Consider the following 14,692-nt stretch of genomic DNA (forward strand, 5'->3'; position numbering starts at 1 on the left):
GCGGGCATTATGCCAAAAATGCGGTTAAAACGGGACTGATAATGCGTTCAGACGAAGAGATCGATCTGGTGCTCGGGATCCGGCTTGTGATCGTCCTCTTTAGGCTTTGACTGATCACGCTTGGCAGAGGGATAGGCCTGCTGACGCTGCTGGGACTCACCGTTGTCGGTGCTGGTCTTGCGCAGCTGGTGCTTCTGACTGATCTGGGTCACTTCCCGCTTGATGTCGTCAGGACTCGGGGTCGCTGGCGCCCGCGGCAAAATGGGGAACAACAGGTCCTGGCTGGGCATGATAGCGACTCCTGTAGGGGGTATTGTCTAGTTATCGACCAGAAAACCGTTTCCTCAACTTTAATCGATCAAATCACAGTTTCCGGTTGCATTTTCTGTCAAGGCAGGTAGTGTAAATCAGGCGTCAACTACGACATCTTATTTGTAAAGGATTGATTACATGCAGTTCACCACCCTGAAGACTCATCACCACCATCATCATCCCGACTAGTCTTTCAGGAGGTTGACTGCTGGAAGACACTTAACTGGTGACTTCCAAAAGGACCGCAAGATTCATAAACCCTCGGAAGCACATACTTCCGAGGGTTTTTTCGTTTTTGACTAGAAGGAAATCGAGCAAATGGAAACACAACGCCTGCGTATCGCCATGCAAAAGTCCGGTCGTCTGAGCCAGGACTCCCAAGCCCTGTTCAAGAGCTGCGGCCTCAAGATCAACCTGCGCGAGCAGCGCCTCATCGCCCATGTGGAAAACATGCCCATCGACATCCTGCGGGTGCGTGATGACGATATCCCGGGTCTGGTGATGGAAGGGGTGGTTGACCTTGGCATCATAGGTGAGAACGTACTGGAGGAGGCGCAACTCATTCGCGCTTCCCAGGGGTTGCCTGCGAAAGTGAAAACCCTCAAGCAGCTCGATTTCGGCGGCTGCCGCCTCTCGCTGGCGGTGCCGGATGATGTGACCTACACAGGGCCAGAGAGTCTGGCAGGCAAGCGTATCGCCACCTCTTATCCGGGGCTGCTCAAGCGCTTCTTCGACGAAAAAGGGCTCGCGTTCAAGAGCGTCATGCTGGGTGGTTCGGTGGAAGTGGCCCCCCGTGCCGGGCTGGCCGATGCCATCTGCGATCTGGTCTCCACCGGCGCGACGCTGGAGGCCAATGGCCTCAAAGAGGTCGAGGTGATCTACCGCTCCAAGGCGGTACTGGTACAGGCCCCCAACCCCTTGTCCGATGCCAAGCAGCAGCTTATCGACAAACTGCTGCCCCGTATTCAAGGGATGCAGCAGGCGCGCGAGAGCAAGTACATCATGCTGCACGCCCCCAAAGACAAGCTCGATGCCATCACCGATCTGCTGCCGGGTGCCGAGCGCCCCACCATCATGCAGCTGGCTGGAGACACCAATCAGGTGGCCCTGCACGTCGTCTCCAGCGAGACCCTGTTCTGGGAGACCATGGAGCAGCTCAAGGCCCTCGGCGCCAGCTCCATTCTGGTGCTGCCCATCGAAAAAATGATGGAATAAGGAAGGGACATTATGCAGACCCTGATCTGGAAGACCCTCTCTCCTGCCCAGCAGGCCGACGTGCTGACCCGCCCCGCCCTCAATGACGAGGCCGATATCGGCGCCGTGGTCAAAGAGATCATCGCAGCGGTGCGCAGCCGTGGCGATGAGGCCCTGCGCGAGCTCAGCCTGCGCTTCGAGCGCGCCCCCCGTGAGCAGTTGCGCGTCAGCGAAGATGAGATTGAAGCTGCCTGCGCGCGGCTGGATGAAAGCATCAAAAATGCCATCGAAGCGGCCATTGCCAATATTCGCACCTTCCACGCGGCCCAAGTGCAACCGGTGGTACGGGTCGAGACCCAACCCGGGGTGGTGTGCGAGCTGCGCACCCAGCCCATCAGCCGGGTCGGCCTCTATGTGCCGGGGGGTAGCGCGCCGCTCCCCTCCACCGTGATGATGCTGGCCATTCCGGCCGCCATCGCCGGTTGCCGTGAAGTGGTGCTCTGCACCCCGTCCCCCGCCAGCGACGAAATCCTGTTTGCCGCCCGCGCCTGCGGGGTCGAGAAGGTGTTCGCCATCGGCGGCGCCCAGGCCATCGCCGCCATGGCTTACGGCACAGAAAGTATTCCCAAGGTGGACAAGATCTTCGGCCCGGGCAACGCCTTTGTGACCGAAGCAAAGGGGCAGGTCTCCGCGGATTGGCGCGGCGCCGCCATCGACATGCCAGCCGGCCCCTCCGAGGTGCTGGTGATTGCCGACGAGAGCGCCAATCCGGCCTTCGTGGCGGCGGATCTGCTCTCCCAGGCCGAGCACGGCCCTGACAGTCAGGTGGTGCTGGTGACCACCTCGCCTCTGCTGGCCGATGCCATCGCAGGGGAGATCAAGCGCCAGCTGGCCAAGTTGAGCCGCCGCGAGATCGCCGCGCAGGCGCTTGGCAGCAGTCTGGTGATCCTCTGTGACGATCTGGCCGAGGCGTGCGCCATCTCCAACGCCTACGCGCCGGAGCACCTGATTGTGCAGACCCAAGCGCCTCGTGATCTGTTGGATAAGCTCGAGAACGCCGGCTCTATCTTTCTTGGCCAGTGGACACCCGAGTCGGTCGGCGATTACGCCAGCGGCACCAACCACACATTGCCCACCTATGGCTATGCCCGCACCTGTTCAAGCTTGGGGCTGGCCGATTATCAGCGCCGCTACACGGTGCAGGAACTCAGCGTTGAGGGCATTCAGGGGCTCGGCCCCATCGTTCAGCGCATCGCCCAGGCCGAGGGGCTCGATGGCCACAAGAATGCCGTCACCCTCAGGTTGAACGCCTTGGCCGCCTCGCCCCAACAAACAGCACAGCAGAAGGATTTGTCATGAGCATTGCCAATCTGGCGCGCCGCGTGGTGCGGGCCCTCACCCCTTATCAATCCGCCCGCCGCATCGGTGGCAAGGGCCACGTCTGGCTCAACGCCAACGAGGCGCCGCAGGCTTATCCCTTCACCATCGAGGGGAGCCGCCTCAACCGCTACCCCGAGTGCCAACCGGCCGGGGTAGTGAGCGGCTATGCCGCCTACGCCGGAGTCAACCCCGATCAGGTGCTGGTGAGCCGCGGCGCCGACGAGGCCATCGAGCTGCTTATTCGCACCTTCTGCGAAGCGGGTGAAGATCAGATCCTCATCTGCCCCCCCACCTACGGCATGTACGCCATCAGCGCCGAGACCTGTGGCGTCGGTATCGTCGAGCAACCGCTCACCACCAGCCGCCAGCCGGACTGGCCCGCCATCGCCGATCGCCTCGGCGATGTGAAGCTGGTGTTTCTCTGCTCCCCCAACAACCCCACCGGGGATCTGGTGGGTCGCGATGGCCTGATTGCCCTGCTGGAGAAGGCCCGGGATCGCGCCATCGTGGTGGTGGACGAGGCCTATATCGAGTTCTGCCCAGAGGCGTCCGTGGTGGACCTGCTGGCCCGCTTCTCCAATCTGGTGGTGACCCGCACCCTCTCCAAGGCCTTTGCCCTGGCGGGGATCCGCTGCGGCTTTACGCTGGCAAGCCCCGAGGTGATCGCCATGCTGGCCAAGGTGATCGCCCCCTATCCCATCCCCGAGCCCATCGCCCAGATCGCGGCGCAGGCACTCTCCCCCATGGGGCTGGAGCTGATGCGCGAGCGAGTGATAGAGCTCAACAAGCAAAAAGCCGCCTTCAAGGCAGAGCTGACAAAGCTTGCCTGCGTGAAGGAAGTATTCGAGGACAAGGGCAACTTCGTGCTGGTGCGCTTTGTGGATGGCGCCGCCGTCTTTGCCGCCATGAAGGCCGCCGGCATCATACTGCGGGATTTCTCCAGCAAACCGGGTCTGGACAACAGCATTCGCGTCACCATCGGCTATCAGGGCGAGATGGACGCCGTGCTGGCCGTACTGCGTGATCTGCCCTCTCCCACTTTGTAAGACAAGGATGTAGCGATGAAGACCCCGTTTTTGTTTATCGACCGCGACGGCACTTTGATAGAAGAGCCGGTGACCGACAAGCAGGTGGATAGCCTCGCCAAGCTGCGCTTCGAGCCCATGGTCATTCCGGTACTGCGCGAGTTGCAGGCCGCCGGTTACGTGCTGGTGATGGTGACCAATCAGGATGGGCTGGGCACCGCCAGCCTGCCGCTGGAGAACTTCCAGCCGCCCCACGACCTGATGATGCACCTGTTTGAATCGCAAGGGGTGCAGTGGGAGCAGGTGCTGATCTGCCCGCACTTCCCCACCGACGGTTGCAGCTGCCGCAAACCCCACCTTGGACTGGTGAAAGCGTATCTCGCCTCAGGTCGCATCGACTTTGCCAACTCCTTCGTGATTGGCGATCGTCAGACCGATCTGCAACTTGCCGAGAACATGGGCATTGGCGGTATTCGCTACCACCCGCAGGATCACGACTGGCTCGCCATCCGTGATCAGCTTCTTTGCAAGGGCCGCACTGCCGAGGTGGAGCGCTACACCAAAGAGACCCGCATTCAGGTAGCGGTAGATTTAGATAAGAGCGGCGGCAACCAGATTGCCACCGGCATCGGCTTCTTTGATCACATGCTGGATCAAATAGCGACCCACGCCGGTTTCCAGCTCAAACTGAACGTCAGCGGCGATCTGCATATCGACGATCACCACACGGTGGAAGACGTTGGGCTGGCCCTCGGCCAGGCGCTGCGCCAAGCCCTTGGCAACAAACGCGGTATCGGCCGCTTCGGCTTCGTGCTGGCGATGGACGAGGTGCAGGCAGTGATCGATGCGCGCCCGCTGACTGAACAGGAGGTGAGCACAGCGCTGGATTTGAGCGGCCGCCCCTACTTCGTGTTTGACTGCCCGAGCGGCTTTGGCCGCGACAACGTAGGCGAGATGGCCACCGAGATGGTGCCCCACTTCTTCCGCTCAATCTCGGATGCCATGGCCATCACCCTGCAAATGAAGGTGGGCAGCGGCAACACCCACCATCAGGTGGAGTCGCTGTTCAAAGGCTTTGGCCGCGCCCTGCGTCAGGCTATTCGGGTGGAAGGGAGCGACCTCCCCTCCAGCAAGGGAGTGCTGTGATGGATGTGAGCAAGCAGAAGCTGGTCATTATCGATACAGGCTGTGCAAATCTGGCCTCGGTCAGAATGGCGTTCGAGCGCCTCGGCGTGCGGCCCTTGGTCTCCAACCAAGCGGCTGATATCGAGCAGGCCGACAAGCTGATCCTGCCCGGTGTCGGCACTGCGGTGGCCGCCATGAACAACCTCAACGAACGGGGGCTGGTGCCCCTTATCCGCGCCGCCAAGCAGCCGCTGCTGGGCTTTTGCCTCGGCATGCAGATGCTGGCGGAGGCCTCTGAAGAGAGCATGGGCACGCAGGGTTCGCCAGATACGCTTATCGACTGCCTTGGCATAGTACCGGGCAAGATCCGGCTGATGGAGGTGGGCACCTTACACCAGTCAAGCATGCGCCTGCCCCATATGGGCTGGAACCAGATTGAGCATGACGAGACCCATCCCCTGCTCAAGGGGATCCCGAGCGGCAGTTACTTCTACTTCGTGCACTCCTATGCGCTGGAGGTGACAAAAGCGACGCTGGCGACTTGTGACTACGGCAAGCCTTTTACCGCGATTGTCGCCCGTGACAATTTCTTTGGCGCCCAATTCCACCCGGAGCGCTCAGGCGCAGCTGGTGCCCGTTTGCTGCAAAATTTTCTGGAGCTATGAATGATCATTCCCGCAATTGACCTGATCAGCGGTCAGGTGGTTCGCCTCTATCAGGGGGACTACGAGCAGAAGACCGAATACAGCAGCAGCCCGCAGGCGCGCTTCGATGAATATGTCTCCCAGGGGGCGGTGCAGCTCCATCTGGTGGATCTGGACGGCGCCAAGGATGCCAAGGCGCGCCAGTTGCCACTGCTGACCCAACTGCTGTCGGCCACCGAAGCGCCGGTGCAGGTCGGTGGTGGCGTGCGCACGGAGCAGGATGTGGCAGATCTGCTGGCCGCCGGTGCCAGCCGGGTGGTGATTGGCTCCACTGCGGTCAAATCCCCGGATCTGGTGGCCAGCTGGATGGAGAAATATGGCCCCGAGCAGATAGTGCTGGCGCTGGACGTCAATATCGATGAGCAGGGCAATCGCCATATCGCGGTGGCAGGCTGGCAGGAGAACAGCGGCGTGACCATCGAAGCGCTGATCGAGCGCTTCCTCCCCGCCGGGCTCAAGCATGTGCTCTGCACCGACATCAGCCGTGACGGCACCCTGGCTGGCACCAACGTCGAGCTCTATCGGGATCTCTGCGCCCGCTACCCGAGCGTCGCTTTTCAAGCCTCCGGCGGCATTGGCGGCATCGCGGATATCGAGGCGCTCAAGGGCTCCGGCGTCAAGGGGATCATCCTTGGCCGCGCCCTGCTGGAGGGCAAGTTCTCGGTGGGTGACGCCATCGCCTGCTGGCAAACGCCCGCAGCCGTTACCACAGGAGGCAACTGATGCTGGCAAGACGCATTATCCCCTGCCTCGACGTGAAAGATGGCGTGGTGGTCAAAGGGGTGCAGTTTCGCAACCACGAGGTGATGGGCGGTATTGTCGAGCTGGCGCGCCGCTACGCCGAAGAGGGCGCTGACGAGCTGGTGTTCTATGACATCACCGCCTCCAGCGATGCCCGGGTGGTGGACAAGAGCTGGGTGAGCCGGGTGGCGGAGGTGATCGATATCCCCTTCTGCGTTGCCGGTGGCATCAAAAGTGTGGAGGACGCCCGCCAGATCCTCGAATTTGGCGCCGACAAGGTCTCCATCAACTCTCCGGCCCTTGCCGACCCGACCCTCATCAGCCGACTGGCCGAGCGCTTTGGCGTGCAGTGCGTGGTGGTGGGCATTGACTCCTACTTCGATGCCGACACGGGCCACTATCAGGTCAAACAGTTTACCGGTGACGAGAGTCGCACCCGCACCACCGCCTGGCACACCCTCGACTGGGTAAAGGAAGTGCAAAAGCGCGGCGCGGGCGAAATCGTGCTGAACGTGATGAATCAGGACGGCATGCGTCAGGGTTATGATCTCGAGCAGCTCAAACTGGTGCGCAGCGTCTGCAAGGTGCCGCTGATTGCCTCCGGCGGTGCCGGTGCCATGGCACACTTTCGCGATGCCTTCACCCTCGCCGATGTGGACGGGGCGCTGGCCGCCTCTGTGTTCCACAAGGGCCTTATCCCCATTCCCGAATTGAAACGCTGGCTGAAAACCGAAGGAGTCGCCATCCGTGAATAACTTCTCTGAAAATGCACAAACAACCGCCAGCGCGCGCGCCCTTGCCGAGCAGCTCGACTGGGCCAAGTGCGATGGAATGATCCCCGCCATCGTCCAGCACGCCGCCAGCGGCGAGGTGCTGATGCAGGGCTTTATGACCCGCGAGGCGCTGGAAAAGACCCAGACTACCGGTCAGGTCACCTTCTTTAGCCGCAGCAAGCAGCGACTGTGGACCAAGGGTGAAAGCTCGGGCAATGTGCTCCAACTCGTAGCCATCAGCACCGACTGCGATCAGGATTCCCTGCTGATCGCCGCCAACCCCGTCGGCCCCACCTGCCACAAGGGCACCCCCTCCTGCTTTAATGGCCACCCGCTGCCACCGCTCGGGTTTTTGGCAGAGCTGGAGCAGGTACTGGCTTCTCGCAAAGGGGCCGATCCGGCCACCAGCTACACCGCCAGCCTCTACGGCAAAGGCACCAAGCGCATCGCCCAGAAGGTAGGTGAAGAAGGCGTAGAAGTGGCACTGGCCGCCATGGCCAAGGATCGGGAGGAGCTCATCAACGAATCCGCCGATCTGCTCTACCACCTGACCGTACTGCTGCAAAACGAGGGGCTGGGATTACAGGATGTGGTGCAGCGGCTTTATGAGCGGCATAATAAATAACCGTAAATGATTAAACGGGCTGTCAGCCCGTTTAATCATTAAATCCGAGAGTCAAGAAATCTTCATAATCCATTATATTAAAATCAGAACTTTTATTAACCAACTGAATTACTGCTTGCTGTATTTGATATGAGGTTTCATAAAACATAACTTCAGAATCTATTTGCTTATTTAGAAAATCAACATCTGTATTATAATCAAAGCTTAACGCATACATCCAAATAAAGTAATTAAGTGCATCCACTTTTGATGTCGCAGCTCGACATCTTTCATCTAATCCAGATAAGTCAAAACTAATGCTTACAGACTGCAACGTATGAATATCGAGTTTTTGTGCCCATTTTATCCAGTCGAAATTTGGATCGCCCCCATCTGACAAAAGTTTCTTCAAATTATACCTTTCCATTATCAGGGCATTGTATGAATCTTTTTTTCTAAGATGAATACAATAAAGAGTCACTAAGAAAACAATATCTATACTTTTCTTAAGGTTGGTTATTATTGCAACTAGATGTGATATTAATCTATGCATATCTCGAAGAGACAATTCAAAAACCCTTGATATATCAGCAATGGTTTCAGCAAGCTGCATCTTTGACATTTTGGGATACAAAAAGAATTTTTCTGGTAACCAAAGTTCATCACCATAAAGATCTAATCTTGATTTAGCCATCTCATAACGAGAGCCTTGTTTCAAAGTACGTTGGCTATCATAGAATCGTTCAAGATATTTTTTACCATCAAACCCCTCCCCATAAATAACCTTGATAGCATGCTGCAACTGCTCGGTATCCGTTGCCAGAACAAACACCACGCCCTTAATATCAAATATATGCTTGATGGTCTCCAGCATCTCTACTGCATAGGAGGGGCGGCAACGATCCAGCTCATCAATCAGGATAAATGCGGGTGCCTGTTTCTTTTTCTTGCCAATAATCGCCTCTACCCACTGCGGTATTTCGTGCTTGAGCAACTGTACTGCTTCTGTCTTTTTACGAGTATCTTGAAAAAGTGATTCAACCAGTTTTCCCGCGTCATCAGCCGTAATGACCTCTTGGACTTCATCGATATTGATGCCAGAGACTTTTTTAAACAGTGCTTTGGTCACTATCGGCGCGGTTGCTTTTAACAATGATGCCAATTTGGTCGACAGATAGGGGGAAAGCTGAGGGCTACCCGCTTCTGCTTTTAGTTGTTCAATGATCGACGAAATGACCGTCAATAAGGGGTCATCGGAAAAGTCCTGCTGCCAGGCATCGATATAGACGGTGGGATAGTGCGCTTTCAGCTCCATATACCAGCGCTTGATAAACCAGGTTTTCCCTGCCCCCCACTCAGCATTGAGGTTGAGCACATAGTTGCGTTGCTTGCCCTCTGCCACCAGATAGTTGGTGAGAAACTCGGCATAGCGGGCACGATCCAGCCGATCACCGGCCAGCTCTTCGCCGCCCGCAATGGCCCCCGGTCCATCCCACTGAATTGTTGCATTCCATTTAAACGGTGCCACTGCCATCTCGAACCTCCCCATGCTGCGTTGCAGGGGATGATAACAGGGTCATCTTGGAAAAAAATTGATTAAAGACCTGTTTGCTTCCCTTTTAACCATTTGGACGCCCATATGTTGCCAACGCCGTAAATCACCAACACAGAGAGCATAGGGGAGTGACAAGCAGGATAGGAATCGAATGAAAACATTTGAATCCAGTGGATTTATGGCGGCGCCTGGTCAATCGCGCGATCTTGTGACATAACGCAAAAGTCGCGGAAATAATCGCGAAATATGTCGGGATCAGTGCTTAATTTAAAACAGTTGATACATATTGGCCCCGTATACACAGGTCCCATTGATCAAGGATGGCCAACCCCATGAAGGATGACCCCTTCCCCACCCGGTTGCAGCATGAGCTGGATCACCTCAAATCCATCTTCAACGAGACGGATGCTTACCTCTTTACCAAGGATTTGGAGGGCCGTTACACCTATGCCAATCAGGCGGTGCTGGATCTCTTTGGGTGTACCCTTGCCGAGCTGCAGGGGCAGGATGATCGGGCCTTTTTTGATCTTGCATTATCGGATGCCATTGCGCGCAACGACCGGCTGGTGCTGGATCAGCAGGTCGCCCTCGCCCGGGAAGAGATCAACTACCTCAACTCCACAGGTGAAAAGCGGTTCTACTGGACCGTCAAAAAGCCCATGTATGACCGGGATGGCGACCTGATCGGCCTGTGCGGTATCTCCACCGATATCACCGAACACAAGTTGATCGAGGCGCGCCTGGCGGAGCAGCACCAGTTGCTGGAGATAGTCCTCGCCAACGTGGATGCCCTTATCTATATGAAAGACAGCGAGCACCGCTTTCTCTACGTCAATCAAAAGGTCTCCGACCTGCTTGGCATGCCTGCCGAGCAGATCATCAACCGACGCGATGATGAGCTGTTTCCACCAACCAGTGCCTGCCAGCCAAGGCTGCTGGATAACCCGGTATTTGAAACCGGTGAACTGCAAGCCGGGGAAGAGATGCTGACCGACATCGAGGGCAAGCAGCACTACTATTGGTCCGTCAAGGTGCCCTTTCTGCTGGCCGATGGCACACCAACCTTGATCGGGATCGCCTCCGATATCACCGAACTGCACCAGCTCAAGGAGCAACTGCATCAGCAGTCGGTGCGAGACGGTCTCACCGGTCTCTATAATCGCCGCTTCTTCTTTGAGGTGTGCGAAAAGAACCTGAGCCTGAATGCCCGCCACCACCTCACCTCTGTGCTGGTGGTGCTGGACGTGGACCAGTTCAAGTGCATCAACGATCGTTATGGCCACCCCTTGGGGGATAGGGCGCTGGTTCATCTGGGCAAGGTCATGTTATCGGTGCTGCGCAGTGAAGATGTGCTGGCCCGTATCGGCGGCGACGAGTTTGCCATTTGGTTGCCCAATACCACACTCTCAGCCGCTGCGTCATTGGCAGAACGGCTGCGCCTGCACGTCATGCAAAGCCCGTTGCCGCTGCCCGATGGCGATGAGCTGATCATCACCATCAGCGCCGGGCTGGTGGAAAATGGCAAAGAAGAACCGATGGAGAGCCTCTATGCCCGCGCCGATCAGATGCTCTATCAAGCCAAGCAGAGCGGTCGCAACTGTGTCGCGACCAAGGCATGCTAGGTAACGCCACGGGAGGGCTCCCGGCCCTTCATATCCCCTTCTCTTTTCCCTCCTGCTTGTATTACCACTTCGCTGACGTTCTCTATCCCAACGGCTGGCACAGCACGTATTTTTGCACTTTGCCGGTGGTGGTCTTGGGCAAGTGAGTGAAGATGATGCGCTTGTTTACGGAAAATATTTCCGATTTTTCATTGTTTATTTTATGGCACAGAGTTCAGGTTGAAGGTGGCTAAACACTCTTTAGTTAAAATCGGTTTATCTGATACTTCATTCATCTGACTGCGCATTATGTTCATGACGTTAATTCAAGGCAGGTCACCTTGCCTATGTAATGAAATAGTTATTGCATAATGCTGTACATTACATATCAGCAATTAAAATCAGCAGTGAATTAATTGTGTGAGCCATCCCATAAAGCGAACATGCCCCCATGTTCATCCAACAGCGTTCGGGTTACGGTTGCAGTGTGAAACGATCTACCGGATGTTCAATATCAGGCCAGATTTCTCGCCAACGAGCGCGTCATTACCAGTAGAACTGTGCACTCCCGCCCCATGACGAAGGAACCCTGTCGCCCCGATATTCCGCCGAGTCCGAACCTGCGTTATCGAGGAGCATTTTATGTGTGCCGAGCCGAATACCCAGCCACGCAGACAATTTCCCACTGCCTTTACCATTTTGTTTCTTATTATGTTGCTGGCCATTGCGCTGACCTGGATCATTCCGGCAGGGGCCTATTCCAAGCTCTCCTATAACCAGGCCAACAACACCCTGATGGTCCATAACCCGCAGGGCGACATTAGCCGAATACCCGCCACCCAGGATGCGTTGGCACAACTCAATATCAATATTGCGGTGGAGCAATTCACCAGCGGCACCATCCGCAAGCCCATCGCCATTCCCGGCACCTATGAGCGGCTGGTGCAGGCCCCCAAGGGACTCGCCGACGTGGCGGTCAGCATGGTCAAGGGCACCATAGAGGGGGCGGATATCATCGTCTTCATTCTGGTGCTGGGCGGGCTTATCGGTGTCATCAACAAGACCGGCGCCTTCAGCGCGGGGCTGGTCGCGCTCTCTCGCAAGACCCGGGGCAACGAGTTCCTGTTTGTGGCGCTGGTTTGCGTCGTCATGGCGCTGGGGGGCACCACCTGTGGGCTGGAGGAAGAGGCAGTCGCCTTCTACCCCATACTGGTGCCCATTTTTCTGGCGCTCGGCTATGACGCCATCGTCTGCGTAGGGGCCATTTTTCTCGCCGCCTCCATGGGCACCAGCTTCTCCACCATCAACCCCTTCTCGGTGGTGATTGCCTCCAACGCCGCCGGTATCCCTTTTACCGAGGGGCTGATCTTTCGCGCCGTCGGCTGTCTGGTGGGCACCCTGGTGGTGATCGGTTATCTCTATTGGTACTGCAAGAAGATCAAGGCCAACCCGGCCTTCTCCTACACCTATGAGGATCGCAAAAGCTTTCGCGCTCGTTTCCTCAAACAAGGGGCACTGGATGAAAGTGTCCCCTTCACCCTGCGCCGCAAGATCATCTTGGCCCTGTTTATCCTCGCCTTTCCGCTCATGGTGTGGGGTGTCGCCATGGCGGGCTGGTGGTTCCCGCAGATGGCGGCCTCCTTCCTCTCCATCGCCATCATCATTATTTTCATCTCGGGCCTCAAAGAGAAAGAGGCGGTCGAGGCCTTCACCCAGGGCGCATCGGAGCTAATTGCGGTCTCGCTGATTATCGGGTTGGCGCGGGGGGTCAATCTGGTGCTGGATCAGGGGATGATCTCGGACACCATATTGGCTTACGCCTCCGATCTGGTCTGTGGTATGCACGGCGCCGTGTTCGCGGTGGCGCAGATGCTGGTGTTCACCCTGCTGGGGCTGGTGGTGCCCTCCTCCTCCGGGCTGGCGGTGCTCTCCATGCCCATCATGGCGCCGCTGGCAGATACAGTGATGATCCCGCGCTATATCGTGGTGTCAGCCTACAACTGGGGGCAATACGCCATGCTGTTCCTCGCCCCCACCGGGCTGGTGCTGGTCACCTTGCAGATGCTCGGCATCCAGTTCAACAAGTGGGTCAAGTTCGTGCTGCCCATGGTGGGCTTTGTGCTGGGCTTTGGCGCCCTGATGCTGGTGGTGCAGGTGATGATGATCTGAGGCGGTGCTCACTACCAGAGAAAGCCTGCCCCAAAAAGTGGCGCGCTATGGGGCACGCGGCTCCAGCGGCTCGGGAATACCCCCTCTCACTCGTGTATCAATGGCGCACCCGACCTTGCTGGCGAAAACAGTAAAGCTTGAGACTGATGTCGACTATGTCGGCGGGCAGCTCCTGCGCCGCCTCACCGAGGGGCTGATAAAGAGAGGCCAGCAGCCGCTGTGCCTGCTGCTGGGTAATGATCCCGGCCTGTACGGCCGGCTGTATCCATCTTGGCAGCATCGACATAAGTCCCCCTTGCCGACTTGCTTGACCACCGCCATCCCAACGCGTGCCGCATCGGGATGGCCCCTGCATTACCGTTATCGCTTTGCTGCGCCCCGAGATGATGACGGCTTTATCTGGCTCATCGGTACTGCATCGCGCCGAGAAGGGATGGGCCACTGTCACTCATGGGCACGTCACCCTCTCTGCCACAAGACCAAGCAAAATGCTTGCCGTGATCTGTTATCGACAGTCTGTTCCCGTCAGTAAAGCGATTTATCAAGCACTTACCGCATGAGTCTGTGCGAGCAGGCCAGCCCTTCACGCCCGCGTCAGAGGACAAGAGGCCGCAGATTGCAGCACGATAGCGATGGCTTGACGCAACATAGATAAAAAGCGTCCATATGTATCGCACATTGCGACGCATCCACCCGAACCCGGGTGACCTGCCGCCCAGCCGCTGAGCCGCCATCCATGCCCTGTGTCGCCAAAGCCCGACACCTTTTTGACAAGGGGCTTTTTAGTGCAGTCAGGGCTTGTCGTGCCTGCACGCTGGCCACCTTGTTCATCCCCCGGGTTGTGCCAAGATCGCGGCAAGCAACAGCCGCATCAGGTGATGCATTTCAGGAGAACGCAAAATGAACAAATCCATGTTGGCAGGTGTCGGGATCGGTGTCGCCTCTGCGCTGGCATTGTCGGCCGCCGCCAGCGGATCCCTGTTTTCAGCCCAACCGCAGTTTGCCGAGGTGCTGGCCAGCAAGCCGGTGACCGAGACCATCAAGACGCCCCGTCAGGCGTGCCGCAACGTCACAGTGACCCACCGCAAACCGGTGCAGGATGAGAACAAGATCCTGGGTACCGTGGTTGGCGCGGCGCTGGGCGGCGTAGTCGGCCACCAGTTTGGTGGCGGCAACGGCAAGAAGGTGGCCACAGCCGCAGGCGCCGTGGCCGGTGGCTATGCTGGCAATCGGGTGCAGGGCAACATGCAGGCGGGCGATACCTACACCACCACCGAGCAACGCTGCAAGACGGTGCAGGAGAGCAGCACCCGTACCCTGGGTTATGATGTCACCTACCGCCTCGCCGGTCAGGAAGGCGTCATCCGCATGGACAAGGCCCCCGGCGCCACCATACCGGTCAAGGATGGCAAGCTGGTGATCGACCAGCCAGAGTCAATCCTGACAAGCCCCATCCTATGAGCACCCCAAGGCCCATCACACCGATGGGCCTTTTTGTTGCGCGCCAGC

14 protein-coding genes and 1 other annotated feature are annotated in these 14,692 nt (G+C 57.7%); of the genes, 11 read left to right on the forward strand and 3 right to left on the reverse strand.

Annotated features, from left to right (window positions below; genetic code table 11):
• Positions 1 to 47: 47 nt before the first annotated feature.
• On the reverse strand, positions 48 to 290 hold the full coding sequence (locus WJM78_RS10115; RefSeq protein WP_042037673.1) for a hypothetical protein: 243 nt from the start codon (positions 288 to 290) through the stop codon (positions 48 to 50).
• Between the two features lie 186 nt (positions 291 to 476).
• Positions 477 to 605 (forward strand) — a sequence feature (His leader region).
• A gap of 25 nt (positions 606 to 630) precedes the next feature.
• On the opposite strand from WJM78_RS10115, the gene hisG reads away from it, so the two are divergent.
• Genes hisG through hisIE form a run of 8 tightly spaced genes read left to right on the forward strand, consistent with a single transcriptional unit; the run spans position 631 to position 7,879 of the window.
• On the forward strand, positions 631 to 1,527 hold the full coding sequence (gene hisG / locus WJM78_RS10120; RefSeq protein ID WP_339015469.1) for an ATP phosphoribosyltransferase: 897 nt from the start codon (positions 631 to 633) through the stop codon (positions 1,525 to 1,527).
• A 12-nt stretch (positions 1,528 to 1,539) separates the two neighbouring features.
• Positions 1,540 to 2,865 (forward strand): histidinol dehydrogenase, encoded by a 1,326-nt coding sequence (hisD, locus tag WJM78_RS10125; RefSeq protein WP_339015471.1) that lies wholly within the window; start codon positions 1,540 to 1,542, stop codon positions 2,863 to 2,865.
• Positions 2,862 to 3,932, forward strand: coding sequence for a histidinol-phosphate transaminase (gene hisC, locus WJM78_RS10130; protein WP_339015473.1), 1,071 nt, complete (start codon positions 2,862 to 2,864; stop codon positions 3,930 to 3,932). Before hisD ends, hisC begins: the two co-directional genes overlap by 4 nt.
• Positions 3,933 to 3,947: 15 nt before the next feature.
• Complete coding sequence (gene hisB / locus WJM78_RS10135; RefSeq protein WP_339015475.1) at positions 3,948 to 5,057, forward strand: bifunctional histidinol-phosphatase/imidazoleglycerol-phosphate dehydratase HisB; 1,110 nt, start codon at positions 3,948 to 3,950, stop codon at positions 5,055 to 5,057.
• Positions 5,057 to 5,701: an imidazole glycerol phosphate synthase subunit HisH gene (gene hisH, locus WJM78_RS10140; RefSeq protein WP_339015477.1), complete on the forward strand. Its 645-nt coding sequence runs from the start codon at positions 5,057 to 5,059 to the stop codon at positions 5,699 to 5,701. The genes hisB and hisH overlap by 1 nt, the downstream gene beginning before the upstream one ends.
• On the forward strand, positions 5,702 to 6,463 hold the full coding sequence (gene hisA / locus WJM78_RS10145; protein WP_339015478.1) for a 1-(5-phosphoribosyl)-5-[(5-phosphoribosylamino)methylideneamino]imidazole-4-carboxamide isomerase: 762 nt from the start codon (positions 5,702 to 5,704) through the stop codon (positions 6,461 to 6,463).
• Complete coding sequence (gene hisF / locus WJM78_RS10150; RefSeq protein ID WP_339015480.1) at positions 6,463 to 7,236, forward strand: imidazole glycerol phosphate synthase subunit HisF; 774 nt, start codon at positions 6,463 to 6,465, stop codon at positions 7,234 to 7,236. Before hisA ends, hisF begins: the two co-directional genes overlap by 1 nt.
• Positions 7,229 to 7,879 (forward strand): bifunctional phosphoribosyl-AMP cyclohydrolase/phosphoribosyl-ATP diphosphatase HisIE, encoded by a 651-nt coding sequence (gene hisIE / locus WJM78_RS10155; protein ID WP_339015482.1) that lies wholly within the window; start codon positions 7,229 to 7,231, stop codon positions 7,877 to 7,879. The genes hisF and hisIE overlap by 8 nt, the downstream gene beginning before the upstream one ends.
• Positions 7,880 to 7,910: 31 nt before the next feature.
• Here hisIE and WJM78_RS10160 read toward each other — a convergent pair whose 3' ends face one another.
• Positions 7,911 to 9,392 (reverse strand): KAP family P-loop NTPase fold protein, encoded by a 1,482-nt coding sequence (locus WJM78_RS10160; RefSeq protein ID WP_339015483.1) that lies wholly within the window; start codon positions 9,390 to 9,392, stop codon positions 7,911 to 7,913.
• A gap of 353 nt (positions 9,393 to 9,745) precedes the next feature.
• On the opposite strand from WJM78_RS10160, the gene WJM78_RS10165 reads away from it, so the two are divergent.
• Positions 9,746 to 11,035, forward strand: coding sequence for a GGDEF domain-containing protein (locus WJM78_RS10165; RefSeq protein WP_339015485.1), 1,290 nt, complete (start codon positions 9,746 to 9,748; stop codon positions 11,033 to 11,035).
• A gap of 621 nt (positions 11,036 to 11,656) precedes the next feature.
• Complete coding sequence (locus tag WJM78_RS10170; RefSeq protein ID WP_339015487.1) at positions 11,657 to 13,183, forward strand: YfcC family protein; 1,527 nt, start codon at positions 11,657 to 11,659, stop codon at positions 13,181 to 13,183.
• 97 nt (positions 13,184 to 13,280) lie between these two features.
• Here the strand turns inward: WJM78_RS10170 and WJM78_RS10175 are convergent, their stop codons facing one another.
• Positions 13,281 to 13,469: a hypothetical protein gene (locus WJM78_RS10175; RefSeq protein ID WP_042037656.1), complete on the reverse strand. Its 189-nt coding sequence runs from the start codon at positions 13,467 to 13,469 to the stop codon at positions 13,281 to 13,283.
• 626 nt (positions 13,470 to 14,095) lie between these two features.
• On the opposite strand from WJM78_RS10175, the gene WJM78_RS10180 reads away from it, so the two are divergent.
• Positions 14,096 to 14,644 (forward strand): glycine zipper 2TM domain-containing protein, encoded by a 549-nt coding sequence (locus tag WJM78_RS10180; RefSeq protein WP_422388448.1) that lies wholly within the window; start codon positions 14,096 to 14,098, stop codon positions 14,642 to 14,644.
• Positions 14,645 to 14,692 lie beyond the last annotated feature (48 nt).

The sequence above is a fragment of the Aeromonas popoffii genome (assembly GCF_037818705.1).
In the GTDB taxonomy this organism is placed as follows: domain Bacteria; phylum Pseudomonadota; class Gammaproteobacteria; order Enterobacterales; family Aeromonadaceae; genus Aeromonas; species Aeromonas popoffii.

What these genes read in the sequence shown, in the direction of transcription:
- WJM78_RS10115 (WP_042037673.1), bottom strand. Translation starts at nt 290, where the DNA reads ATGCCCAGCCAGGACCTGTTGTTCCCCATTTTGCCGCGGGCGCCAGCG.
- hisG (WP_339015469.1), top strand. Translation starts at nt 631, where the DNA reads ATGGAAACACAACGCCTGCGTATCGCCATGCAAAAGTCCGGTCGTCTG.
- hisD (WP_339015471.1), top strand. Translation starts at nt 1,540, where the DNA reads ATGCAGACCCTGATCTGGAAGACCCTCTCTCCTGCCCAGCAGGCCGAC.
- hisC (WP_339015473.1), top strand. Translation starts at nt 2,862, where the DNA reads ATGAGCATTGCCAATCTGGCGCGCCGCGTGGTGCGGGCCCTCACCCCT.
- hisB (WP_339015475.1), top strand. Translation starts at nt 3,948, where the DNA reads ATGAAGACCCCGTTTTTGTTTATCGACCGCGACGGCACTTTGATAGAA.
- hisH (WP_339015477.1), top strand. Translation starts at nt 5,057, where the DNA reads ATGGATGTGAGCAAGCAGAAGCTGGTCATTATCGATACAGGCTGTGCA.
- hisA (WP_339015478.1), top strand. Translation starts at nt 5,702, where the DNA reads ATGATCATTCCCGCAATTGACCTGATCAGCGGTCAGGTGGTTCGCCTC.
- hisF (WP_339015480.1), top strand. Translation starts at nt 6,463, where the DNA reads ATGCTGGCAAGACGCATTATCCCCTGCCTCGACGTGAAAGATGGCGTG.
- WJM78_RS10160 (WP_339015483.1), bottom strand. Translation starts at nt 9,392, where the DNA reads ATGGCAGTGGCACCGTTTAAATGGAATGCAACAATTCAGTGGGATGGA.
- WJM78_RS10165 (WP_339015485.1), top strand. Translation starts at nt 9,746, where the DNA reads ATGAAGGATGACCCCTTCCCCACCCGGTTGCAGCATGAGCTGGATCAC.
- WJM78_RS10170 (WP_339015487.1), top strand. Translation starts at nt 11,657, where the DNA reads ATGTGTGCCGAGCCGAATACCCAGCCACGCAGACAATTTCCCACTGCC.
- WJM78_RS10175 (WP_042037656.1), bottom strand. Translation starts at nt 13,469, where the DNA reads ATGTCGATGCTGCCAAGATGGATACAGCCGGCCGTACAGGCCGGGATC.
- WJM78_RS10180 (WP_422388448.1), top strand. Translation starts at nt 14,096, where the DNA reads ATGTTGGCAGGTGTCGGGATCGGTGTCGCCTCTGCGCTGGCATTGTCG.